This window comes from Paenibacillus sp. J22FR21 (assembly GCF_056269135.1).
The window spans coordinates 400,799-418,873 of record NZ_JBWDNJ010000006.1 but is presented as its reverse complement, the minus strand read 5'-3'; the positions used below and the strand labels follow the sequence as shown (position 1 = coordinate 418,873).

16 protein-coding genes are annotated in these 18,075 nt (G+C 49.2%); 15 read left to right on the top strand and 1 reads right to left on the bottom strand.

From position 1 onward, the window contains the following. Positions 1-2: 2 nt before the first annotated feature. The 15 genes from AC0YNS_RS22765 to AC0YNS_RS22695 all read left to right on the top strand — a co-directional run bounded on the left by AC0YNS_RS22765 (position 3) and on the right by AC0YNS_RS22695 (position 17,193). Positions 3-1,097, top strand: coding sequence for a DUF4097 family beta strand repeat-containing protein (locus AC0YNS_RS22765; protein WP_475783241.1), 1,095 nt, complete (start codon positions 3-5; stop codon positions 1,095-1,097). Next, the gene (locus tag AC0YNS_RS22760; RefSeq protein ID WP_475783240.1) at positions 1,094-2,023 is read left to right on the top strand and encodes an ABC transporter ATP-binding protein; all 930 of its coding nucleotides are present in this window, start codon (positions 1,094-1,096) and stop codon (positions 2,021-2,023) included. The genes AC0YNS_RS22765 and AC0YNS_RS22760 overlap by 4 nt, the downstream gene beginning before the upstream one ends. Further along, on the top strand, positions 2,016-2,957 hold the full coding sequence (locus tag AC0YNS_RS22755; RefSeq protein ID WP_475783239.1) for an ABC transporter permease: 942 nt from the start codon (positions 2,016-2,018) through the stop codon (positions 2,955-2,957). The genes AC0YNS_RS22760 and AC0YNS_RS22755 overlap by 8 nt, the downstream gene beginning before the upstream one ends. 223 nt (positions 2,958-3,180) lie before the next feature. Beyond that, positions 3,181-4,125: an ABC transporter permease gene (locus AC0YNS_RS22750; RefSeq protein WP_475783238.1), complete on the top strand. Its 945-nt coding sequence runs from the start codon at positions 3,181-3,183 to the stop codon at positions 4,123-4,125. 15 nt (positions 4,126-4,140) lie between these two features. Further along, positions 4,141-5,070, top strand: coding sequence for a carbohydrate ABC transporter permease (locus AC0YNS_RS22745; RefSeq protein ID WP_475783237.1), 930 nt, complete (start codon positions 4,141-4,143; stop codon positions 5,068-5,070). 93 nt (positions 5,071-5,163) lie between these two features. After that, the gene (locus tag AC0YNS_RS22740; protein ID WP_475783236.1) at positions 5,164-6,672 is read left to right on the top strand and encodes an ABC transporter substrate-binding protein; all 1,509 of its coding nucleotides are present in this window, start codon (positions 5,164-5,166) and stop codon (positions 6,670-6,672) included. A 156-nt stretch (positions 6,673-6,828) separates the two neighbouring features. Beyond that, positions 6,829-8,589, top strand: a complete 1,761-nt coding sequence (locus AC0YNS_RS22735; protein WP_475783235.1) for a sensor histidine kinase — start codon at positions 6,829-6,831, stop codon at positions 8,587-8,589. Then, positions 8,564-9,325 (top strand): response regulator transcription factor, encoded by a 762-nt coding sequence (locus AC0YNS_RS22730; RefSeq protein WP_090980436.1) that lies wholly within the window; start codon positions 8,564-8,566, stop codon positions 9,323-9,325. The genes AC0YNS_RS22735 and AC0YNS_RS22730 overlap by 26 nt, the downstream gene beginning before the upstream one ends. Positions 9,326-9,332: 7 nt before the next feature. Then, entirely contained in the window at positions 9,333-10,862 is a 1,530-nt protein-coding gene (locus tag AC0YNS_RS22725) for an ABC transporter substrate-binding protein (protein WP_475783234.1), read from the top strand. 146 nt (positions 10,863-11,008) lie between these two features. Beyond that, positions 11,009-12,628, top strand: coding sequence for an ATP-binding protein (locus AC0YNS_RS22720; RefSeq protein ID WP_475783233.1), 1,620 nt, complete (start codon positions 11,009-11,011; stop codon positions 12,626-12,628). A 108-nt stretch (positions 12,629-12,736) separates the two neighbouring features. Next, positions 12,737-13,540: a histidinol-phosphatase HisJ family protein gene (locus tag AC0YNS_RS22715; protein WP_475783232.1), complete on the top strand. Its 804-nt coding sequence runs from the start codon at positions 12,737-12,739 to the stop codon at positions 13,538-13,540. A 513-nt stretch (positions 13,541-14,053) separates the two neighbouring features. Continuing rightward, positions 14,054-14,551: an RNA polymerase sigma factor gene (locus AC0YNS_RS22710; protein ID WP_475783231.1), complete on the top strand. Its 498-nt coding sequence runs from the start codon at positions 14,054-14,056 to the stop codon at positions 14,549-14,551. Next, complete coding sequence (locus AC0YNS_RS22705) at positions 14,532-15,395, top strand: DUF5666 domain-containing protein (RefSeq protein ID WP_475783230.1); 864 nt, start codon at positions 14,532-14,534, stop codon at positions 15,393-15,395. The genes AC0YNS_RS22710 and AC0YNS_RS22705 overlap by 20 nt, the downstream gene beginning before the upstream one ends. Positions 15,396-15,590: 195 nt before the next feature. Next, positions 15,591-16,787: a ParM/StbA family protein gene (locus tag AC0YNS_RS22700; protein ID WP_475783229.1), complete on the top strand. Its 1,197-nt coding sequence runs from the start codon at positions 15,591-15,593 to the stop codon at positions 16,785-16,787. 28 nt (positions 16,788-16,815) lie between these two features. Further along, a complete protein-coding gene (locus AC0YNS_RS22695; protein ID WP_475783228.1) occupies positions 16,816-17,193 on the top strand; it encodes a hypothetical protein in 378 nt (125 codons plus the stop codon). A gap of 171 nt (positions 17,194-17,364) precedes the next feature. Here AC0YNS_RS22695 and AC0YNS_RS22690 read toward each other — a convergent pair whose 3' ends face one another. Further along, positions 17,365-18,069 carry a DsbA family oxidoreductase gene (locus AC0YNS_RS22690; protein WP_475783227.1) on the bottom strand — a complete coding sequence of 235 codons (705 nt, stop codon included), beginning with the start codon at positions 18,067-18,069 and terminating at the stop codon, positions 17,365-17,367. Between the last annotated feature and the right edge of the window lie 6 nt (positions 18,070-18,075).

Below are 18,075 nucleotides of genomic sequence, written 5' to 3'. Positions count from 1 at the left end.
AGATGACGTTACGCTCTAAGAGAACGCTTCTTCTCTCCGTGGTCTTCGTCCTATTCGTGGTGATGATTCTGGATATCGGGATTCGCAAAGAGGAGCCTTTCAAACGCTTTAGCGATCAATTCGTTAATGAGGCGCGAACGCAGGCCCGTGAGCAAGCGGACCATGGCGTGACAAAGACGGACGAGAGGCAGCTTGAGATTACCGACCCAGTGACGCTGCAGGAGCTTCAGCTCACCGGCGCAGGTGGTCCGATAACGGTGCAGCGAGCAACCGGCGGCATCGTAAGTCTGCAATACGCGGTTACCGTGTTCGCATCGGACGCAGAGGCAGCAGATCGGATGAACAAGGCGGTAAGCATCGATCAGCATCATGAAGCAGGTAAGGTCAACTTGGTTGCAATGGCCGGCGGGAAAACGCTTGATCAAGATGATTACGACATCGCCTACACGCTGCTCGTGCCGGATGGCATGAAGCTGCGACTGAGCGCTGAAGAGGAATCGATTCGGCTCGAAGGCATTCATGGCGATGTTGATGTAACCTCAAGAGGCGGCCTGGTGGAGCTCGTTGGGGTCGCCGGAAATTTAACCATTAATGGCTCCTATGGCAATGTGTACGCTTCTGGCATTAACGGGGATATCACGCTAAACAACGAGTCGGGAGTCGCAACGATTGAGGACGTTCGAGGCCATGTATCGGTGAGCGGCAGGTCCGGAAGGCAGTTTATCCGCCGCGTTCAAGGAGCAGTAAGCGGAGTTACCGAAGGCGGCCCCGTGAACGTGAGCGACATCTCCGGCAACGTTAATTTGAGCGGAGTAGACGGCGATATTCGAATGGACGGTATTCGCGGTGACATCAAAGTGGATTTACAATCCGGAACAACGGATGTGGTGCTGCCGCAGGATGGCGGATTTAGTTTAAACGTTGAGGTTAAAGATGGGTCCATTCTCACGAGTTTGCCGTTTAAAAGCACAAAGCCGGACAACGACAATAGGACGCGATTAACAGGTGCGACCGGTACCGGCAAATGGAACGTCGACATTACGTCGAGTAACGGAGAGGTTATTATCCATTCCCCAATAGAGGAGGCACAACCATGAGCGATACGCCGGTTGTAAGCTTGCGCAATGTGACCAAGAAGGTCGGCAAGACAACGATTATTGATAATGTAACGTTCGACGTGCCCAAAGGCGAAATATTCGGTTTTCTCGGTCCCAACGGAGCCGGCAAAACGACCACCATTCGAATGATGGTCGGCTTGATGTCCATCACCAAAGGTGAAATTCGCATCCAAGGCCATAACATTAAGAACGAATTCGAGAAGGCTATCCGCCACGTCGGTGCAATCGTCGAGAACCCGGAAATGTACAAATTTCTGAGCGGCTATCGTAATTTGGTCCATTACGCACGTATGGTCCCGGGAGTGACCAAGGAAAGAATCGATGAAGTGGTCAAGCTGGTGAAGCTGGAAGACCGCATTCACGATAAAGTGAAAAAGTATTCCCTTGGTATGCGGCAACGGCTAGGCGTCGCTCAAGCGATGCTGCACAATCCGTCCTTGCTCATCCTGGATGAACCGACGAACGGTCTTGACCCTGCGGGAATTCGCGAGCTGCGCGACTATTTGCGGTACTTGACACGGACCGAAGGCATTACGGTTATCGTATCGAGCCACTTGCTCTCCGAGATGGAGTTGATGTGCGACCGCGTGGCTATTCTGCAAAAGGGCAGACTGGTGGACATCAAACCGATTCACGAGTTTATCGGCTCCGATGAGCAAAGCAAGTCCTATCTCATTGAAGCTGACTTTACCGATGAAGCGGTGGCGGCGATCAAGCGGATGGAAGGCGTCAAAGAAGTGAAGCTTGTTGAGGGAGGCGCCGAAATCGTGACCGGACGGGAACGGATCCCGCGTATTCTGTCTTACTTAATGGGTAGCGGGATTGACGTCTTCGGTGCACATCCAATTAAGGTGTCGCTCGAAGATCGGTTCTTGGAAATGACGGGAGGCGAGCAGGTTGGTTAACTTAATTCAGAACGAAAATATGAAAGTATACCGCCGCTGGCGAACTTGGATCATGGTCGGGTTCATGATCGCGATCGTGTTTACCGCCAGCATCCTGGACTGGTATTACGACAAAGACACCAATTCAGAGACGTGGCAGAAACAAGTCGAGCAGCAAAAAGACACCATGGTGAAGGAATTGGCCGATCCGAAAACAGACGAGGGATCAAAGAAATATTATAAGGATCGAATCGCACTAATCGATTATAGGCTGGAGCATGACATCAGGCCGGAGGTCGGCACCATGTGGAGCGGCATTAACGGTTCCGCGACGTTAGTCATCTTGATTACGCTGTTCACGGTCATTATCGCCGGAGACAGCTTGGCCGGTGAATTCTCGACAGGGACAATCAAGCTGCTCCTCATTCGGCCCGCTAATCGGCTCAAGATCCTCATCTCTAAGTATGTATCCATGATTATGTTCGGCATCTTGTTACTAATCGTGCTGTTCATAGTATCCGTGTTGATTAACGGATTGCTGTATCAGTTCGGCGATATGAACTTGCCGCTGGTCGGCATGGATTCGAATGGGGACATCTTCGAGCGGAACATGCTTGTTAACTTGTGGAAAACCTATCTGCTAAACGGTGTATCCACCGTGATGTATGTCACGATCGCGTTCATGATATCTTCAGCGTTCCGCAGCAGCGCAATGGCCATCGGGTCCTCGATCTTCTTATTGTTTGCGGGAACCATAGTATCGGAGCTTATTCAGCGTTACGATTGGGCGAAGTACGTGCTGTTTGCCAACCTCAATCTTGCACAGTATCTGGAGGGTCGGCCGTATCAGGATGGCATGACGCTTTCTTTCTCCATCATCATGCTGGTCATTTACTTTATCGTGTTCAATCTTGTTTCTTGGCTTGCGTTTACGCGCAGAGACGTGGCGGCCTAAGTCGGTCCACAATTTAGCTTAACATGCAAAAAGCTTTCAAACCGCCAAATGCTGGCGGTTGAAAGCTTTTTTATTTTGCACATTCACCCCCAAACCTAACGTTTGTTGACTGCGGTCTTATGTTTGTTGTCTGGAATGAGGCCTGCAACATTCTATACAATGACATCAGTTAGTTTGAAAGCGCGTACACGCTGAACGTGAACAAACGGAAGGAGTGGCTGACATGGACATGAAGAGCGGGCGTAAACGCTTACGAACACGCTGGCGCACGCAGGATACAGAACTGACGTTTCTGGCCCTGCCGACGACCATTTGGTATATCTTATTTTGTTTCTTACCGATGTTTGGTCTAATTATTGCCTTTAAAGATTTCAAGATTCACGGTGGCTTTCTCAGCAACGTCATCAACAGCGATTGGTCAGGTTTCAAAAACTTCGAGTTTCTGTTCAAGTCGAACGATGCTTGGGTCGTGATGCGCAATACGCTGGGATACAATTTGATATTCATTATCCTAAGCATTGCAGTACCCGTAACTTTGGCACTGATGATTGGCCAACTGCACAGCAGTAAAGCCGGCAAAATCTATCAAACGATGATGTTCTTGCCTTATTTCTTATCTTGGGTCGTTGTATCCGCCATTGTTTGGGCGTTTCTAAGCTTCGATAAAGGGATCGCCAATCAATTCCTGGCAGACCTCGGCAAGGATCCTGTGAACTGGTATATGGAGCCTAAATACTGGCCGTACTTTCTGGTTTTCATGAATGTATGGAAGGGCTTGGGCTACGGCATGGTTGTCTATCTAGCGACCATCACCGGTATCGACAGCACGTATTACGAGGCCGCCGTAATCGATGGCGCTTCCAAATGGCAGCAAGCTCGGTTTATTACATTGCCGCTTATGAAGCTGGTCATCGTGATGATGTTCATCCTGGCCGTAGGGCGAATCTTCTACACGGATTTCGGATTGTTCTTCCAGGTGCCGCGGGATTCTAACTCTCTCTTCAACGTAGCGACTACCATCGACGTTCTCGTCTATAAGCAGCTGAAGACGGCAACGGTAGGTATGGCTTCTGCTTCCGCATTCGTACAATCCGTGATGGGTTGTGTGACCATTCTGATTGCCAACTGGGTCGTTCGTCGTGTAGACCGAGAGAGCGCAATGATGTAAAGGAGGAAGCGGGAAATGAAAGCAAAAGCGAAATATGAATCAGGTCTCGACAAATTCAACCGAATCGGGACCGCCACGAACGTAAGTTTCAATCTGATTTTCATTATATTGGCGTTGGTTTGCCTCGTGCCCGTCCTAGTGGTACTGTCCGTATCGCTAGCCAGCGAGGATTCCATCCGTAACGATGGTTATCATCTCATTCCGACGGCCTTTTCCGGAGAGGCTTATCATTATATTGTCAAGCAAGGGAAGATGATTAGTCAGGCGCTCGGCATCTCCGTACTCGTTACCGTCGTAGGTACCGTGCTTGGCGTGATGCTTACGACTTCGATGGGGTATGTCCTTTCGAGGCCCAATTACAAGCTTAATGGGCTGCTGACTTGGGTCGTATTCATCCCGATGGTGTTCAATGGAGGTTTGGTATCCAGCTACTATATCAACTCGAATTTGCTGGGTCTGAAAGATACGGTGTGGGCACTTATTCTGCCGCTGGCCGTCTCCTCTTTCAACGTAATTATTTGCAAAACCTTCTTCAGAAGTACGATTCCGGACGCTCTGATCGAATCTGCCGAGATTGACGGCTCGAGCCAGCTGCGCATCTTCTTCTCCATCGTGCTTCCGATATCGCTGCCGGTACTGGCTACCATTGGATTGTTCCTATGTTTCTCCTATTGGAACGATTGGTTCCAATCCATGCTGTACATCAACAACCAGAACCTGTACTCGCTGCAGGCGCTGCTGAACAGCTTGATGAGTAACGTGGACGCTCTGGCGAAGAATGCTTCCAGCATGGGCATCAGCTATGCGGAGCTTGTCGCCACGATGCCTAAGGAATCCGCGCGTATGGCCGTTGCCATCGTCATTGTGGTTCCGGTGGCCGTTGCCTACCCGTTCTTCCAGAAATATTTTATTTCCGGTCTGACGGTCGGCGCTGTTAAAGGTTAACCCGAAATAAGCCTGGATTCGTCCGGTTTATGATAGCTGTCGCCTGATACAGGCGGTGGAAACAAAGATCGCAATCAAAGGGAGGAAATGGGTATGAAAAAGACAAAGAAGCAATTGCTTGCAATCGGGGCCGCGGCGCTTTTGACAACAACAGCACTAGCGGGCTGCGGAAACTCGAATTCCAATTCCGAGTCGAGTAACAACACGCCTTCTAACACAGCTACAAACACGGAGGCAAACAAACCTGCTGAATCGGGCGAAGTGCCGACGCTGGTATGGTGGACAATCGGTGGGCAAACGCCTGCTAACTTCGACAAAGCAATCGCTGCGATGAACGAATACACCGCTGAGAAAATCGGCGTGAAAGTCGACATCAAAGTAGCAAGCTGGGGCGACTGGGATACGAAGATCAATACCATCGTAAACACCGGCGAACCGTTCGATATTATGTTTACGAATAACAGTAAGTACAGCCAACAAGTTAACTTAGGCGCATTTGCGGATCTGACAGATTCCGTACAAAGCGATTCGCCTGATCTTTACAAGCTCATTCCTGAGAAGGTATGGGACGGAACGAAAGTCGGCGGTAAAATTTACTCCGTACCGACGTACAAAGATTCTTCATTGACTCAATATTGGGTATTCGACGATAAGTACGTACAGAAATATAACATCGACGGCGCTAGCATCAAGACGTTGAAAGATCTCGACAAACCTTTCCATGATATGAAGGCCGGCGAAGGCAAGAGCTTCTACCCGCTGTCCCTCACGCAAGGCGACGGATTTAATGGATTCTTCAACGGTTATGACGATATGACGCTGGGTCTGCCGCCAATCGGCGTGAAAGTCGACGACGCTTCCCGTAAAGTCGTATCCGTGCTGGAGCAGCCGGAAGTCATGGCAGATCTGAAGACGCTGCACCAATGGTACAAGGATGGCATCATCAATCCGGATGCCCCGACGAAGACGGAAGCTGACAAGGCTCGTCCATTCTTCGCGGCGCAGGCATTCCCAGGCGCGGAAGCAGGCTGGCAGATCACTGAAGCGGTTGCGAAGTACGATATGTTCCAAATCTTCGGGCCTATTTATACAACGAGTACAATCCAAGGTTCTCTGAATGCGATCTCGGCTAACTCGAAATATAAAACGGAAGCTCTGAAATACCTGCAGTTGGTAAATACGGATCCGAAGCTGCGTAACATGCTGGCATTCGGTGAGCTCGGTGTCGACTACGACAACGTAGACGGCGAGAAAGTCGTTGAGCGTAAAACAGATACATGGCCATTGGCTGCTTATACGCAAGGTACATTCTTCGACTTGGCTGTAACGAAAGGCGCTCCGGTCGATCAATGGGATCAAGTGCGCAAGCTGAACGATCAAGCTACTTCGTCCACGAACTTGGGCTTTGCGCTAGACATCAGCAAGCTGGGTACTGAAGTGTCCAACACGAAAGCCGTATGGGATAAATATCGCTATGAGCTGATGACAGGTGCTTCTGATCCTGAGGTGATGGTACCGAAGATCGTAGCAGAATTGAAAGCAGCCGGTATGGATGCGATTACAGCTGCTGCTCAAGAGCAAATCAATAGCTATTTCAAATAAGTTACCGCAAGTAATCGAGTAAAAGGCATACAGAAACCCGAACGGAGATAGCCGTTCGGGTTTTCTGCCACGAAATACCTGATTGCTTTTGGAGGCAACGACGTTATAAGGTTGAGAGTGGGTACGACAAAAGGCTTACTGCAAAGGAGACGCCGCATGCTTTCATTTATGCAAATCAAGATCTATCGCGGCAAATTCATTGCATATGCGGTATTTGTGGTGTTCATCGGCCTGACCATAGGCGCACTCACTTGCGCGGTACTGCTGAGTCAGTGGGTGGGAAATGCTCGTAATGAAGCCGATGGCGCATTCACTCGGGTGGAAAATACCCTTCAATATGATGCCGACCGAATCGAAGCCTTCATGCAGCGTGTCTATTCGAATAGCGGATTGGTATCGGATGTGCGCAGCTTCTTGGGAAACACCGCAGAAGGTTATCTGACGAGCAGGCTGCAGAACAGCCATTATAATCGACCGCTCGTTTCCTTTCCCGAGGACATTAAATCCTTTCTTAGCAACGGGGGAAAGGGAGACATCACTCAAATTAGTTTGCACACCTCACTTGAAGGTAATGTAGTGAGCTTCGATAGTAATGGGAATACGAGTTTTCAATTCCGTTTGTCCAATTCGGATCAAATGTTCCGCGAGACGATTCAGAAAGGTTTCGTCTACCATAAGAAGCTGTCCGATCCGAATCAGATCGCTCGCCAGCTGGGCGAATTCCGTTTCCTGGTCAGCAGCGACCGCATATTTAAGACCGTGCAGAATTACCATCTGAGCGAAGCAGCAGCAGTCAGTCCTTCCGGGGAAGTATACCAGATTGCCGGCAGCGGCCGAAACACAGAGGAGCTGGTTCGCAGAGTGATGGCGGACGGGCGCAGTCATGGTTTTCTGAAGACGGGATTTGCGGATGCGGTTTACTTTGTGTCATTCAACTCCGCGGAGTTCGATTATCGGTTTGTCAGTATGGTAGACATGGCACCGCTTATTCGTCAGAAAGCAAGCGTACTGCTCATGGTGTTTCTCATCGTGCTCGTTGCGATGATCAGCGTATTGCTGCTCATTGTTTACAACTTACGCGAGGACGCTAACTTCCTGCGGCGGATTATTCTTTCCATCGGACGAGCAAAGACCGCTGATTTCACACTGGTTAATCCGGCACGCTATCGCAGGAACGAATACGGCATGATCGCGCGTGAGCTGGACGATATGATTCATCAGCTCGATCGACATATTCAAACGAATTATTTGCTCAAGCTTAAGCAACAAGAAACCGAAATGAAAGCGCTTCAGCATCAAATCAATCCGCATTTCTTATATAATACGCTAGAGGTTATCCGTTCCTCTGCACTAATGAATCATGCCGACCACACTTCAGATGCGATCGCCACTTTAGGGGCGCTGTACCGGGATATCGTAAAGAACGAGAACATCATTCCGCTTGGCAGCGAGCTGAACCTGCTTCAGAAGTATCTGAAAATAATGGAATTTAAATATCCGGAACGATTTTATTATCAGCTTAATGTGGAACCGCCGCTGCTATGCTTGCCTACCGTGAAATTCTGGCTGCAGCCGCTGGCCGAAAACTTCTTCATCCATGGCTTTAACCCTGAGAGTGAGTTCAATCTGCTCATCGTTAACGGTTGGGAGGAAGAAGATCGTTTCGTGCTGGAGATCATGGATAATGGCAATAAGATCCCTGAGGAGCGTCTGGCCGAAATCAGGAACAAGCTTGCCAGAGGTGACGATGCCGAGACGGATCAAATTGGGTTACGTAACGTGTATACAAGACTGCACTTCTTCTACGGAGTCGGGTTCTCGATGACAATCGACAACAATGAGGAAGCTGGCGTTAAAATAAGTGTATTCCTATCCAAGGAGGCTACTTTCGATGTACAAGCTACTGATCGTAGATGATGAGCCGCAGATTCTGGAAGGCGTGAAACGCACGCTGGATTGGGAGAAGTACGGCTTTGGCCAAATCGAGACCAGCGAAACATATGAAGGTGCAATCTCGAAGGCAGTGGAGTTTCTGCCCGATTTGGCTATTTTCGATGTATGCATAGGCAAACAACGTGGTTATGATGCTATTCACAAGCTGAATGAACTGCGTCTTCCTTCCAAATATATAATGATGAGCGGCTATGGCGAATTCCAGTACGCACTGGAGGCCATTCGCTGCGGCGCCAAGGATTATCTGCTCAAACCCGTCGACCGTACGAAGCTGCAGCAATTGGTCGAGAAGATTATTGTAGAAGATCTGCACGGCACAATTGAAGGCTCGGATCGCGATGATCTGGACATCGACCCGGTGCTCGGCGTTCGCTATGATAGTTTGTCCAAGCTAACCAATCGCATTCTGCTGATTGTCAAAGCGGAATATGCGCAGAACCTAAATTTGAAATCGGTTGCAGAACGGTTTCGCATGAATGGAACTTATCTCGGGCAGCTGTTTCTTAAGGAGACGCAGAAGAAGTTTTCGGAGTATCTCATGGCCTATCGGATGCTTCGTGCCCAGGAGCGCATTCAGACTACGGACGAGAAAATTGTCAGTATCGCGCTTTCTGTCGGATATCCGAACCTGAACTACTTCTACTCTCATTTTCACGCTTATTTCGACAAATCACCCTCGGACTTACGGAGAAAGGAATAGGACCGTCATGCAACGACAACAACGGAATCCAAGGCGCCTCGTTGCAACCATCATGCTCGTCCTGATGCTGACGCTGCTTGTATCCGGCTGCTTCTCCTCATCCGGTAATGGCAAGAATACCGCAATTCCCGGTAATACGGTGAACTTGATCTATTACACGATTGGGGATCCCGACGCAGACCTACAGATGGTCAATGAGAAGATCAATGAGGTGCTGGCCAAGAAAATCGGCGTCACGATCACTTATATTAAAGTGGGCTGGCAGGAGTATGAAGATCGGCTGAATACCCTCGTATCTGCGGGTACGCCGTTTGATATCGCTTTTGCACCGGAATACACGACCTATGCGCAACGAGGCGCCTGGCTGAAGCTGAATGATTATTTATCCAATGTGGGTAAGGATATGTATGATGCCATCGATCCGAAGTTCTGGCAAGGCGTGCGGATGGATGATGGCAGCATCTACGGTGTGCCGACCAATAAGGAATTGGCGGTGCGCGACCAGTGGATGTATCCGGAAGAGTTGGTGAAGAAGTACCATATTGATATTTCGAAGTACACGACGCTTGCTTCCCTTAAACCGCTGCTGCAGATGATCAAGGAGAAGGAACCCGATTATCAGCCGATGGAGCTCGACAAGGACTCCCAGAATTTCTTCGCGCTGGACGGTTACGAATATGTATCGGAGAAGGGGCTTCCGCTGATGGTGCGCGTGCTGGATCCCAGCTCTCGGGTAGTGAATATATTCGAAACGAAGGAAGGCCGGAACGTGCTGGATATTCTTCGGGATTACTACGAGAAGGGATATATTAACGAAGATGCGGCTATGCGCGAAAGCCAAGGCCTGAAGCGGGGCGTGAAGGTGTTCTGGAAAGCTGCCGGAGGCGGACCGCTGTCGGAGAATAGCTGGAGCAAGGATCGCGGCTATAAACTTGTGGCTTACCCGGTAACACCGGCACTGATTACAACGGAATCCATGCGCGGCGGGGTAATGGCTGTCAGCGTGGATACGAAGCATCCCGTAGAGAGCGTAAAGTTTCTCAATCTGCTGAACACTGACCCTGAGGTGCGTAACCTCTTTAATTTCGGCATTGAAGGCGTGCACTACACGCTCGATCGTAACGGTCAGGTGGTACCTAAACCTCCCGAAGACAGCGACGGTCATCCGATCCAAGGCGCGCAGCCAAGCTATGGAGGCGTGCAGTACACGCAAGGCAACTGGTTTATCTTGAAAACGATGGGCGGCGAATATCCGGATCCCTTGGACAAATGGAATCAGTTCCGCGCCGGCAACCGGGAGGCCGTTAATTCGAGTACGCTCGGATTTACGCCCGACTTGTCCCGAGTGCCGATTCAAGTGCAGAACATTCAGATGGTCTGGGAGAAGTACTTCCCAAGTTTGATGACCGGCAGCGTAGACGTGGATGCCGTGCTGCCAAAGTTCAATCAGGAGCTTCGGCAAGCAGGGATTAATGAGGTGCGGATTGAAGTGCAAAGGCAGCTTGATGCTTGGCGAGCTGCCCATTCCCAGCCTTAATTTAAGGTGTTGCTTCTGTTTTTGAAGTTGTTTATACTTCGAAGAGTGCACCTATTCCAATAATTAGGTGGTCTTATACTACGAGAGTTCTAGAGCGAGCAGCCTTCATGTCATGGACATCAGTGACTTCATAAGGGTGGTGCGAATTGATCGTATTCGATTACTTTGTTAATCTCTCCATTTTCTCGCTTATGGTTAGTACTCCCTTGGTCATCCGTTCGTTCATTATTCGTCCATCCCTGAAACAGATGCGTCTGTGGGTCGGCGTTTATGCGGGGCTTGTTTCCGTTATTCTCGTCATCCTCTCCGTCAAACAACAAGGGTATTCCTACGACATTCGATATGCGCCTGTCATTCTGGTATATGCCTATCTTGGGCCTGTACCCGGTATCATTGCAGGCTCTTTTTCCTTGATTACCAGACTGCTATCCGGCGGCAATTGGCTGCCGGCCATAGTAGGCTGGGTCATAAACATCGCGATTCTCACCGGATTATATAGGTACATCCCCCGGCTTACACCAATTAAGAAAAGTGCGGTACTATCCTGCGGCTACATCGTTGGTTATTTGTGCACCGTGTTTACTTTTCAAATTCTCATAGCTTGGCCGCTCTTTCACCTGCAATATTTGTTATTTGTCCTGTTAGGCGTCTTCATCGGCGGGCTGCTTATTGAATCCAATGAGAGACTCCGTCGAATTATCGCAGAGAAGAACTACATGGAGAAGACGCTGGAAGTCAGTGAATCCCAATACCGGCTCATTGCGGAGAACACCTCGGACCTCATTGCGCTAATGGATAAGGACTATTCCGTTAGTTATTTCTCGCCATCCCATGAGCACATATTGGGGTACACCCGTTCTGAATTAGAAGGGGTCGAATTGTGTTCGTTCGTTCATGAGGACGATGTGGTGATGTTCCGAAGCGCGATCAAGAAGATGTTTGCAGATAGTGAATCACACGCCATGGAATTCCGGCTGAGGCACAAGGAAGGTCGATGGGTCGAATTTGAGTCTCGCTGCAGACCCGTTGTGGGAGCGGCGGGGAGTATTGATCACGTCGTCATTATTAGCCGAGATATTACGGAACGGAAGAAAGCCGAGGAGTTTCTGCTGCAATCGGAGAAGCTGTCCGTTGTCGGGAAATTGGCAGCCGGCGTAGCTCATGAAATTCGCAATCCGCTGACAACCATGAAAGGGTTCCTTCAACTATACAGGAGGGAGAATCCTTCAATGAGGAATAGCGACTTGCTCCTGAGTGAGCTTGAGCGGATCGAAATGATTACGAATGAGTTTCTGTCGCTCGCCAAACCTCAATCCATTCAGCTGACCGATACGGATCTCAAAGAGCTGCTCGAGAACACGGTCGAATTTCTGTCGCCGCAGGCTCTTCTGAATAATATCGAGTTTATCCATGGGTTCGCAGGAGCCCAATTCCCTATTACATGTGAGAAGAATCAGCTGAAGCAGGTGTTTCTCAATATATTAAAGAACGCCATAGAGTCTATGCCGGGCGGCGGAGAGATTCACATCAGCTTACGGGTAGAAGCCACAGAAGCATACATTATTTCGATCAAAGATCATGGCTGCGGGATTCCCGAGGAGCTATTGCCTCAGTTGGGACAGCCTTTCTACAGCTTGAAGGAGAAGGGAACAGGTCTCGGACTTATGGTCAGTCATCGCATTATTAAACAACATCATGGCAGTATTGCCTATCAGAGCAAGGGCAATGAAGGGACCTTAATTGAGATTAAGCTGCCGATACGATGATTAGAGGTTAACAATATATTCATTCGTGATTAATCTGGAATTCACACAACGTGCATATGATGTGAATTGTAGATTGTAGGCTATTATTACGAAGGAAGGTTAACGTTCATGCAAGTACCTCAAACCATAGTAGATCAGCACGTGCATTCCTATTATTCGCCCGATTCCGAAGAAACGTTGGAGCATATTGTTGCTAACGCGGTGAAGCTTGGCAAACAAGCCGTTGTGACGACGGATCATTTTGATTATGACTGCAAGTATTTCAAGAAAGACGTTCTGATTGATATGCACAATTATGAACGTGAGGTTGATGCATTACGTCAGAAGTACGATATTGAGATTCGAAAGGGTATCGAGGTCGGCTATCGCAAAGACTATCACGAGGCAATCAACCGTTATGTGGAGAGCTACTCGTTCGATCTGGTGCTGCTTTCCGCTCATAATAACGGTGTCCTCGACTTTGCCGAGGAGGCCTTCCACAATCAGCCGATGGATGTGCTCCTGGCTGATTATTTCACCCATGTACGCGATGCCGTCGATCGGATGGATAATTACGATGTGGTTGCCCATCTCGATTACGTTGCTCGTTATACGAAGTCCATGGTAAGCCGTGCGGATTACGAGCGCTGCAGCTCGATTCTATACGATATATTGACAACGATGATTCGCAAGGAGAAAGTGCTCGAGCTGAATACGACCGGGCTGTTCCGGCAAGGATGGATTCATCCGCATACGTACTTAATCGAGATGTACTTGGATCTTGGCGGTAAATTATTCTCACTGGGGTCCGACGCACATCGACTCAGCAGTATTGAGCAAGGCTTCGGCGAGGCAATCGCATTATTGAAGTCTTATAATATTCATGAAGTTGTGCAGTTCAGTAATCGAGCTCCGCAGATCGTACTGTTATAAGATGACAAGCAAAGGGAGGGTACCCATTAGGGTGCCTTTTTTGCTGTTAATAGGGGGAACCACATTTGATATAACATCGGTTTTTTAGGTTCAGGCACGGCACTGGTGCATGCTTTGTCGTATTCCGATTCTAACGGTTGTGACAGCGGTTATTAGGCCTAAATAGCCGCTTTTTAGCGGCTAACGGTTGCCAGAGAGCTTATTTCAATGATTTCCATGGGGTATCGGGCATTTTGCTGCAAATAACGTCTGTCACAACCGTTAGGATTTCAAAAAGGCGTATATTTATCAAATAGCCACGCTGACAACCGTTAAAGTTTTGTCCATGAAGCATAGACAATAAAGTAGCTGTCGGGACTTTCTCGGGCAACCTGAGGGTACCTATTCGGGTACCCTTTTTTATTTGCGTATCAGACATGATTTCACCCAAATAACCGCATGCTAAAAAAAAATTCGCGCTAATGAAAAATACGGGCGTGCTCAGTTGTATTACTAGTGAAAGGAGGTGCTGAGGTGTACGATTCATATGAGCTCAATGAATCTGTGCGACAGGCCTTGGATCTATATTCGCAAAGCATGATCAAAATTGCTTTTGCCTACTTGAAAAATATAGCGGATGCAGAAGAAGTGACGCAGGAGGTGTTTCTCACCTATTTGCAGAAGCGCCCTGTATTTGTATCCAGTGAACATGAGAAGGCGTGGCTGATTCGAACAACCATTAATAAAAGCAAGAACATGCTTAAAGCAGGGTGGTTTAGAAACAGGAATCCCGTCCCAGAAGACCTAAGCTACCTCCCGAAGGAAGAAAACGACGTTCTGATGGCAGTTCTGGCTTTGGACAAGAAGTACCGCATTCCGATTCATCTGCACTATTACGAGGGCTATTCCATTCAGGAAATCGCAGAAATAATGCAGGCTAAACCGGCGACGGTCGGAACCTGGCTTGCAAGAGGACGCTTAATCTTAAAAGAGAAGATTGGAGGTCTCGAGCGTGAAGAAATCTGTTTATAAGTCTGCGATGTCCCACGTGAAAACAAGCGAGGATTTCAAAGAAGCAACATATAAGAAGTTGATGCAGGAAATGCAGCAAATGGACAAGGAACAAACCAATACAATTAACCCAAAGGGGCGAGTGAAAATGGAAAAAGTAATGACGAAGAAACTAACAGGTTGGACAGTTGGAATTGCAGCATGTGCGGTATTGGCGGTTAGTATCTTTACATTGAACAATAATACGACACCTGTGAATCCTCCGCAGACTGCTGTTGTTGATACGGAGAAACCGCCAATCATGGGTAAAGTAAGAGTGAATATTGATGGCGTGATCTCTGAAGTGAGCGCGGACGGCAAAAGCTTCAAAGTAGGCGATCTGTGGGTTGAAGTAACGGATCAAACGAAATGGGGCAGCAATGAACCAACGGCAACTGCACCGTCTGAAGATCTGCTGTCGAAAGAATTTATAGTCGGCAATATCGTATCGGGCTTCACATCGGACGATGTAAGCACAGGTAAAGTGAAAGCAACTGTGCTCTACAATAACATGGCTCCACAGACAGGTGAGGCAGGTCATTCAACAAAACCGGCTACTACAGGCAAAATGATGGCTAACATCGATGGCGTGATTACAGAAGTTAGCGCAGACGGCAAAAGCTTCAAGGTTGGCGACCTGTGGGTAACGGTAACACCGGAAACGCAAATGGGCATTGATGGCCCGACAGCTGCCGCACCATCGGAAGATCTGCTTGCAAAAGAATTCACAGTCGGTAATATCGTATCCGGATTTACATCCGAAGATGTAAGCACAGGCAAAGTGAACGCTACACGCATCTACAACAACATGGTTCCACAGAAATAAGCTGGTTGCATGCAATTGCGCCTCTCCAGAAATGGAGAGGCGCTTTTTGTTATAGAAATCCCCGAATTTCCGACAAATTCATATGAGAGAAGACTAATGTTCGGTGGGACTCTGGTTCGATGCTAACTCATACTTGGTATGTCAAAGTAATACCTAGGGATGCATTTCAGCATTCACCTAAGGGGGAAATCGATAATGAACTATCATTTCTTTGTAGGCAACGATAACGGCAACAGCGAGCATGATCTGATCATTGACGGCAAATTGATTCAGCAGCCCAATGTGAATTGCAGAGTGGACGAGCTTCCATGGAGCGAGGAGCAAGCACCGGAGAGTTTTGTGCGAACCCTGCAGGATCAGCTGGTAGTCACGGTGGATTCGCCTGCCGCGAGGCCGGGGATGTACTATGTCGGGAAGTTTGCGCTGGAGAGCGGCGAGATTATTGATACGATTCAGATTGGCATCGATTCGAAGAGCGATATGGATTTGCCGATCATTAATACGCTGGCTCAGATCGCAGCGCTAGCCGTGCAGAAGGCATTCGAAGACGAGAAGAAGATTCCGGCGCAAATCGATGTGGAAGTCGATATGGCGACCGCACTGCCTGTAACGCAGCATACCGATGAGACCTCAGCTAAGTTTGAGAAACGGTTTACTTCCGACGTGCATCATGTGACGGTGCATCTGGGCGTGCAGCGAGTAGCCGTCAAAATCAGCTTCCCATTCGTGAAGGTTGTGCCCGAAGCGACACCTGTTATCTTCACGCTGCAGAAGGATGCGGCAGGGAACTGGCGAGAAGGCGATATCTTTGCTGATTTTGCCGCGACTTATGGCATCGAGAAGAAGTTTAACGGCAGCTATTTCAAAGATAAGCGGATCCTTCATGTCGATATTGGCGACGGCTCGACGGAATATCCGATTACGGAGGGCAATAAGTTTCTGCGCCAATTCATTCACGGCAGTCATCACGGTGCCGGTTACGCCATAGAGGAGGCGCTGCAGGAGTTTAATCGACTCATTCATTTGCCGGATAGTCCGAGGCAGTTCTTCAGCGATGTGCTCAAGAATCCGAAGCATAAATACCATGCGCGGGCGCTCAAAACGTTACGCAGGCCGCTGGAAAGCCAAGTGAAGCAAATCGTGCAGCATGTGAAGAAGCAGCTGACCAAAGCGCGCAATGAGATCGATCTCATCTGCGTATACGGCGGCGGAAGCATTCTTATGCGCGCCGTCCTCTATCCGTATCTGAAGGAGGCTTGCGACGAAAGGGAGATCAAGCTGCTCTATATTCCTTCCGATTACGCGGTTGAGCTGAACGCGTCGGGGCTGGATGCTTTCGTACGGGGCAAAATCTATGAAGCGCTGAAGAGTAAAGCGGAGCAGCCGGCATAAGCGAGCTGGATAGGTCGAGGTGACTTAGATGAAGAAGATGAAGCTTCCCGGCGGCAATATCAGCCTTAAGACGAAGAAGACGGAGGACCCGCTTGTCATGGCCTGGCTGAATGCGCAGTCGAATCTGATGGATTCCTTTCGCTATTTGGTGGAGAAGGAGATCATGCTGAACGGGGTTCGTAATTTACAGGCTTATGTTCCTATGGAGAGAACTAGCTTGCAGGACTCCTCGGACCCGCTGCGAGCAGGAGTTTATCGTCAGATAACGACAGATCGACAGCAGATGGCGGCGACGATTGAGGAGGAAGAAGAAGCGGGCAGCGACGAGCTCGATTCTCTTCCCGAGTCGGAAGAGGTAACGGATGCGGAAGATATCGATGATGGCGACATTGAGGCGTGGAGCTGATATTGCATGTTGCGAAGTGATACTAAGTAATACTTAATATTACTGAGTATTACTTGGTAATACTTGATTTTACCGAGTCATGCCGAGTCACATTTGGTGTTACTAGGTACCACGAAGTATGACAAAGAAAGCCCCTTCCATCATCTGAGGAAGGGGCTTTATGCTTGGATACTACTGCTCCGGAACGGCGCAGATACCGTCGATACAGCCGTCGCCGACCACCTCTGAAGACGCTAAGGGCTGCCGATTGCTCCATGCTTGCTGCAGAGCTTTCAGAAACATATTCTCTTGCTGGGCGCCGGACAAGGTCTGCTTGCGGTCGATGATGTAGTATGGAACGCCGCGTATGCCGAGCGAGCGCCCATCCCCTTCTTCAGCGCGTACGCGGTCGGAGAACTGCTCTCCGGCCAGCATGGATAGCGCCTCATTACGATCGAGGCCGACCGCCTCCGCAATATCGGCGAGCGTATCGTGATGGCTTACATTTTTATTGTCGCTGAAGTAAGCTCGGAATAACAATTCGGATACCTCGGCGCCTTTGCCGGCTGTCTCGGCGAAATGTCTGAGACGATGCGCGTCGAATGTATTCGTCAGCACCAAGCCGGCGAATCGAAAATCCAGCCCCTCTGCAGCCGCTTGCTGAGCCAAGTTGTGATTCATCTTGATCGCTTCTTGACGGCTCATGCCGTATTTGCCGGATAACATGTCATACACGTCAAGCGGTACATGCTTCGGCGAATGAGGGTCTAATTCGAAGCTGCGATATAGCACCTGAACCTGATCGCGATGCTCAAACGCGGCCAGCGCTTTCTCGAAGCGGCGCTTACCGATATAACAGAACGGACATGCGAAGTCCGACCAAATCTCTACTTGCATAACAGT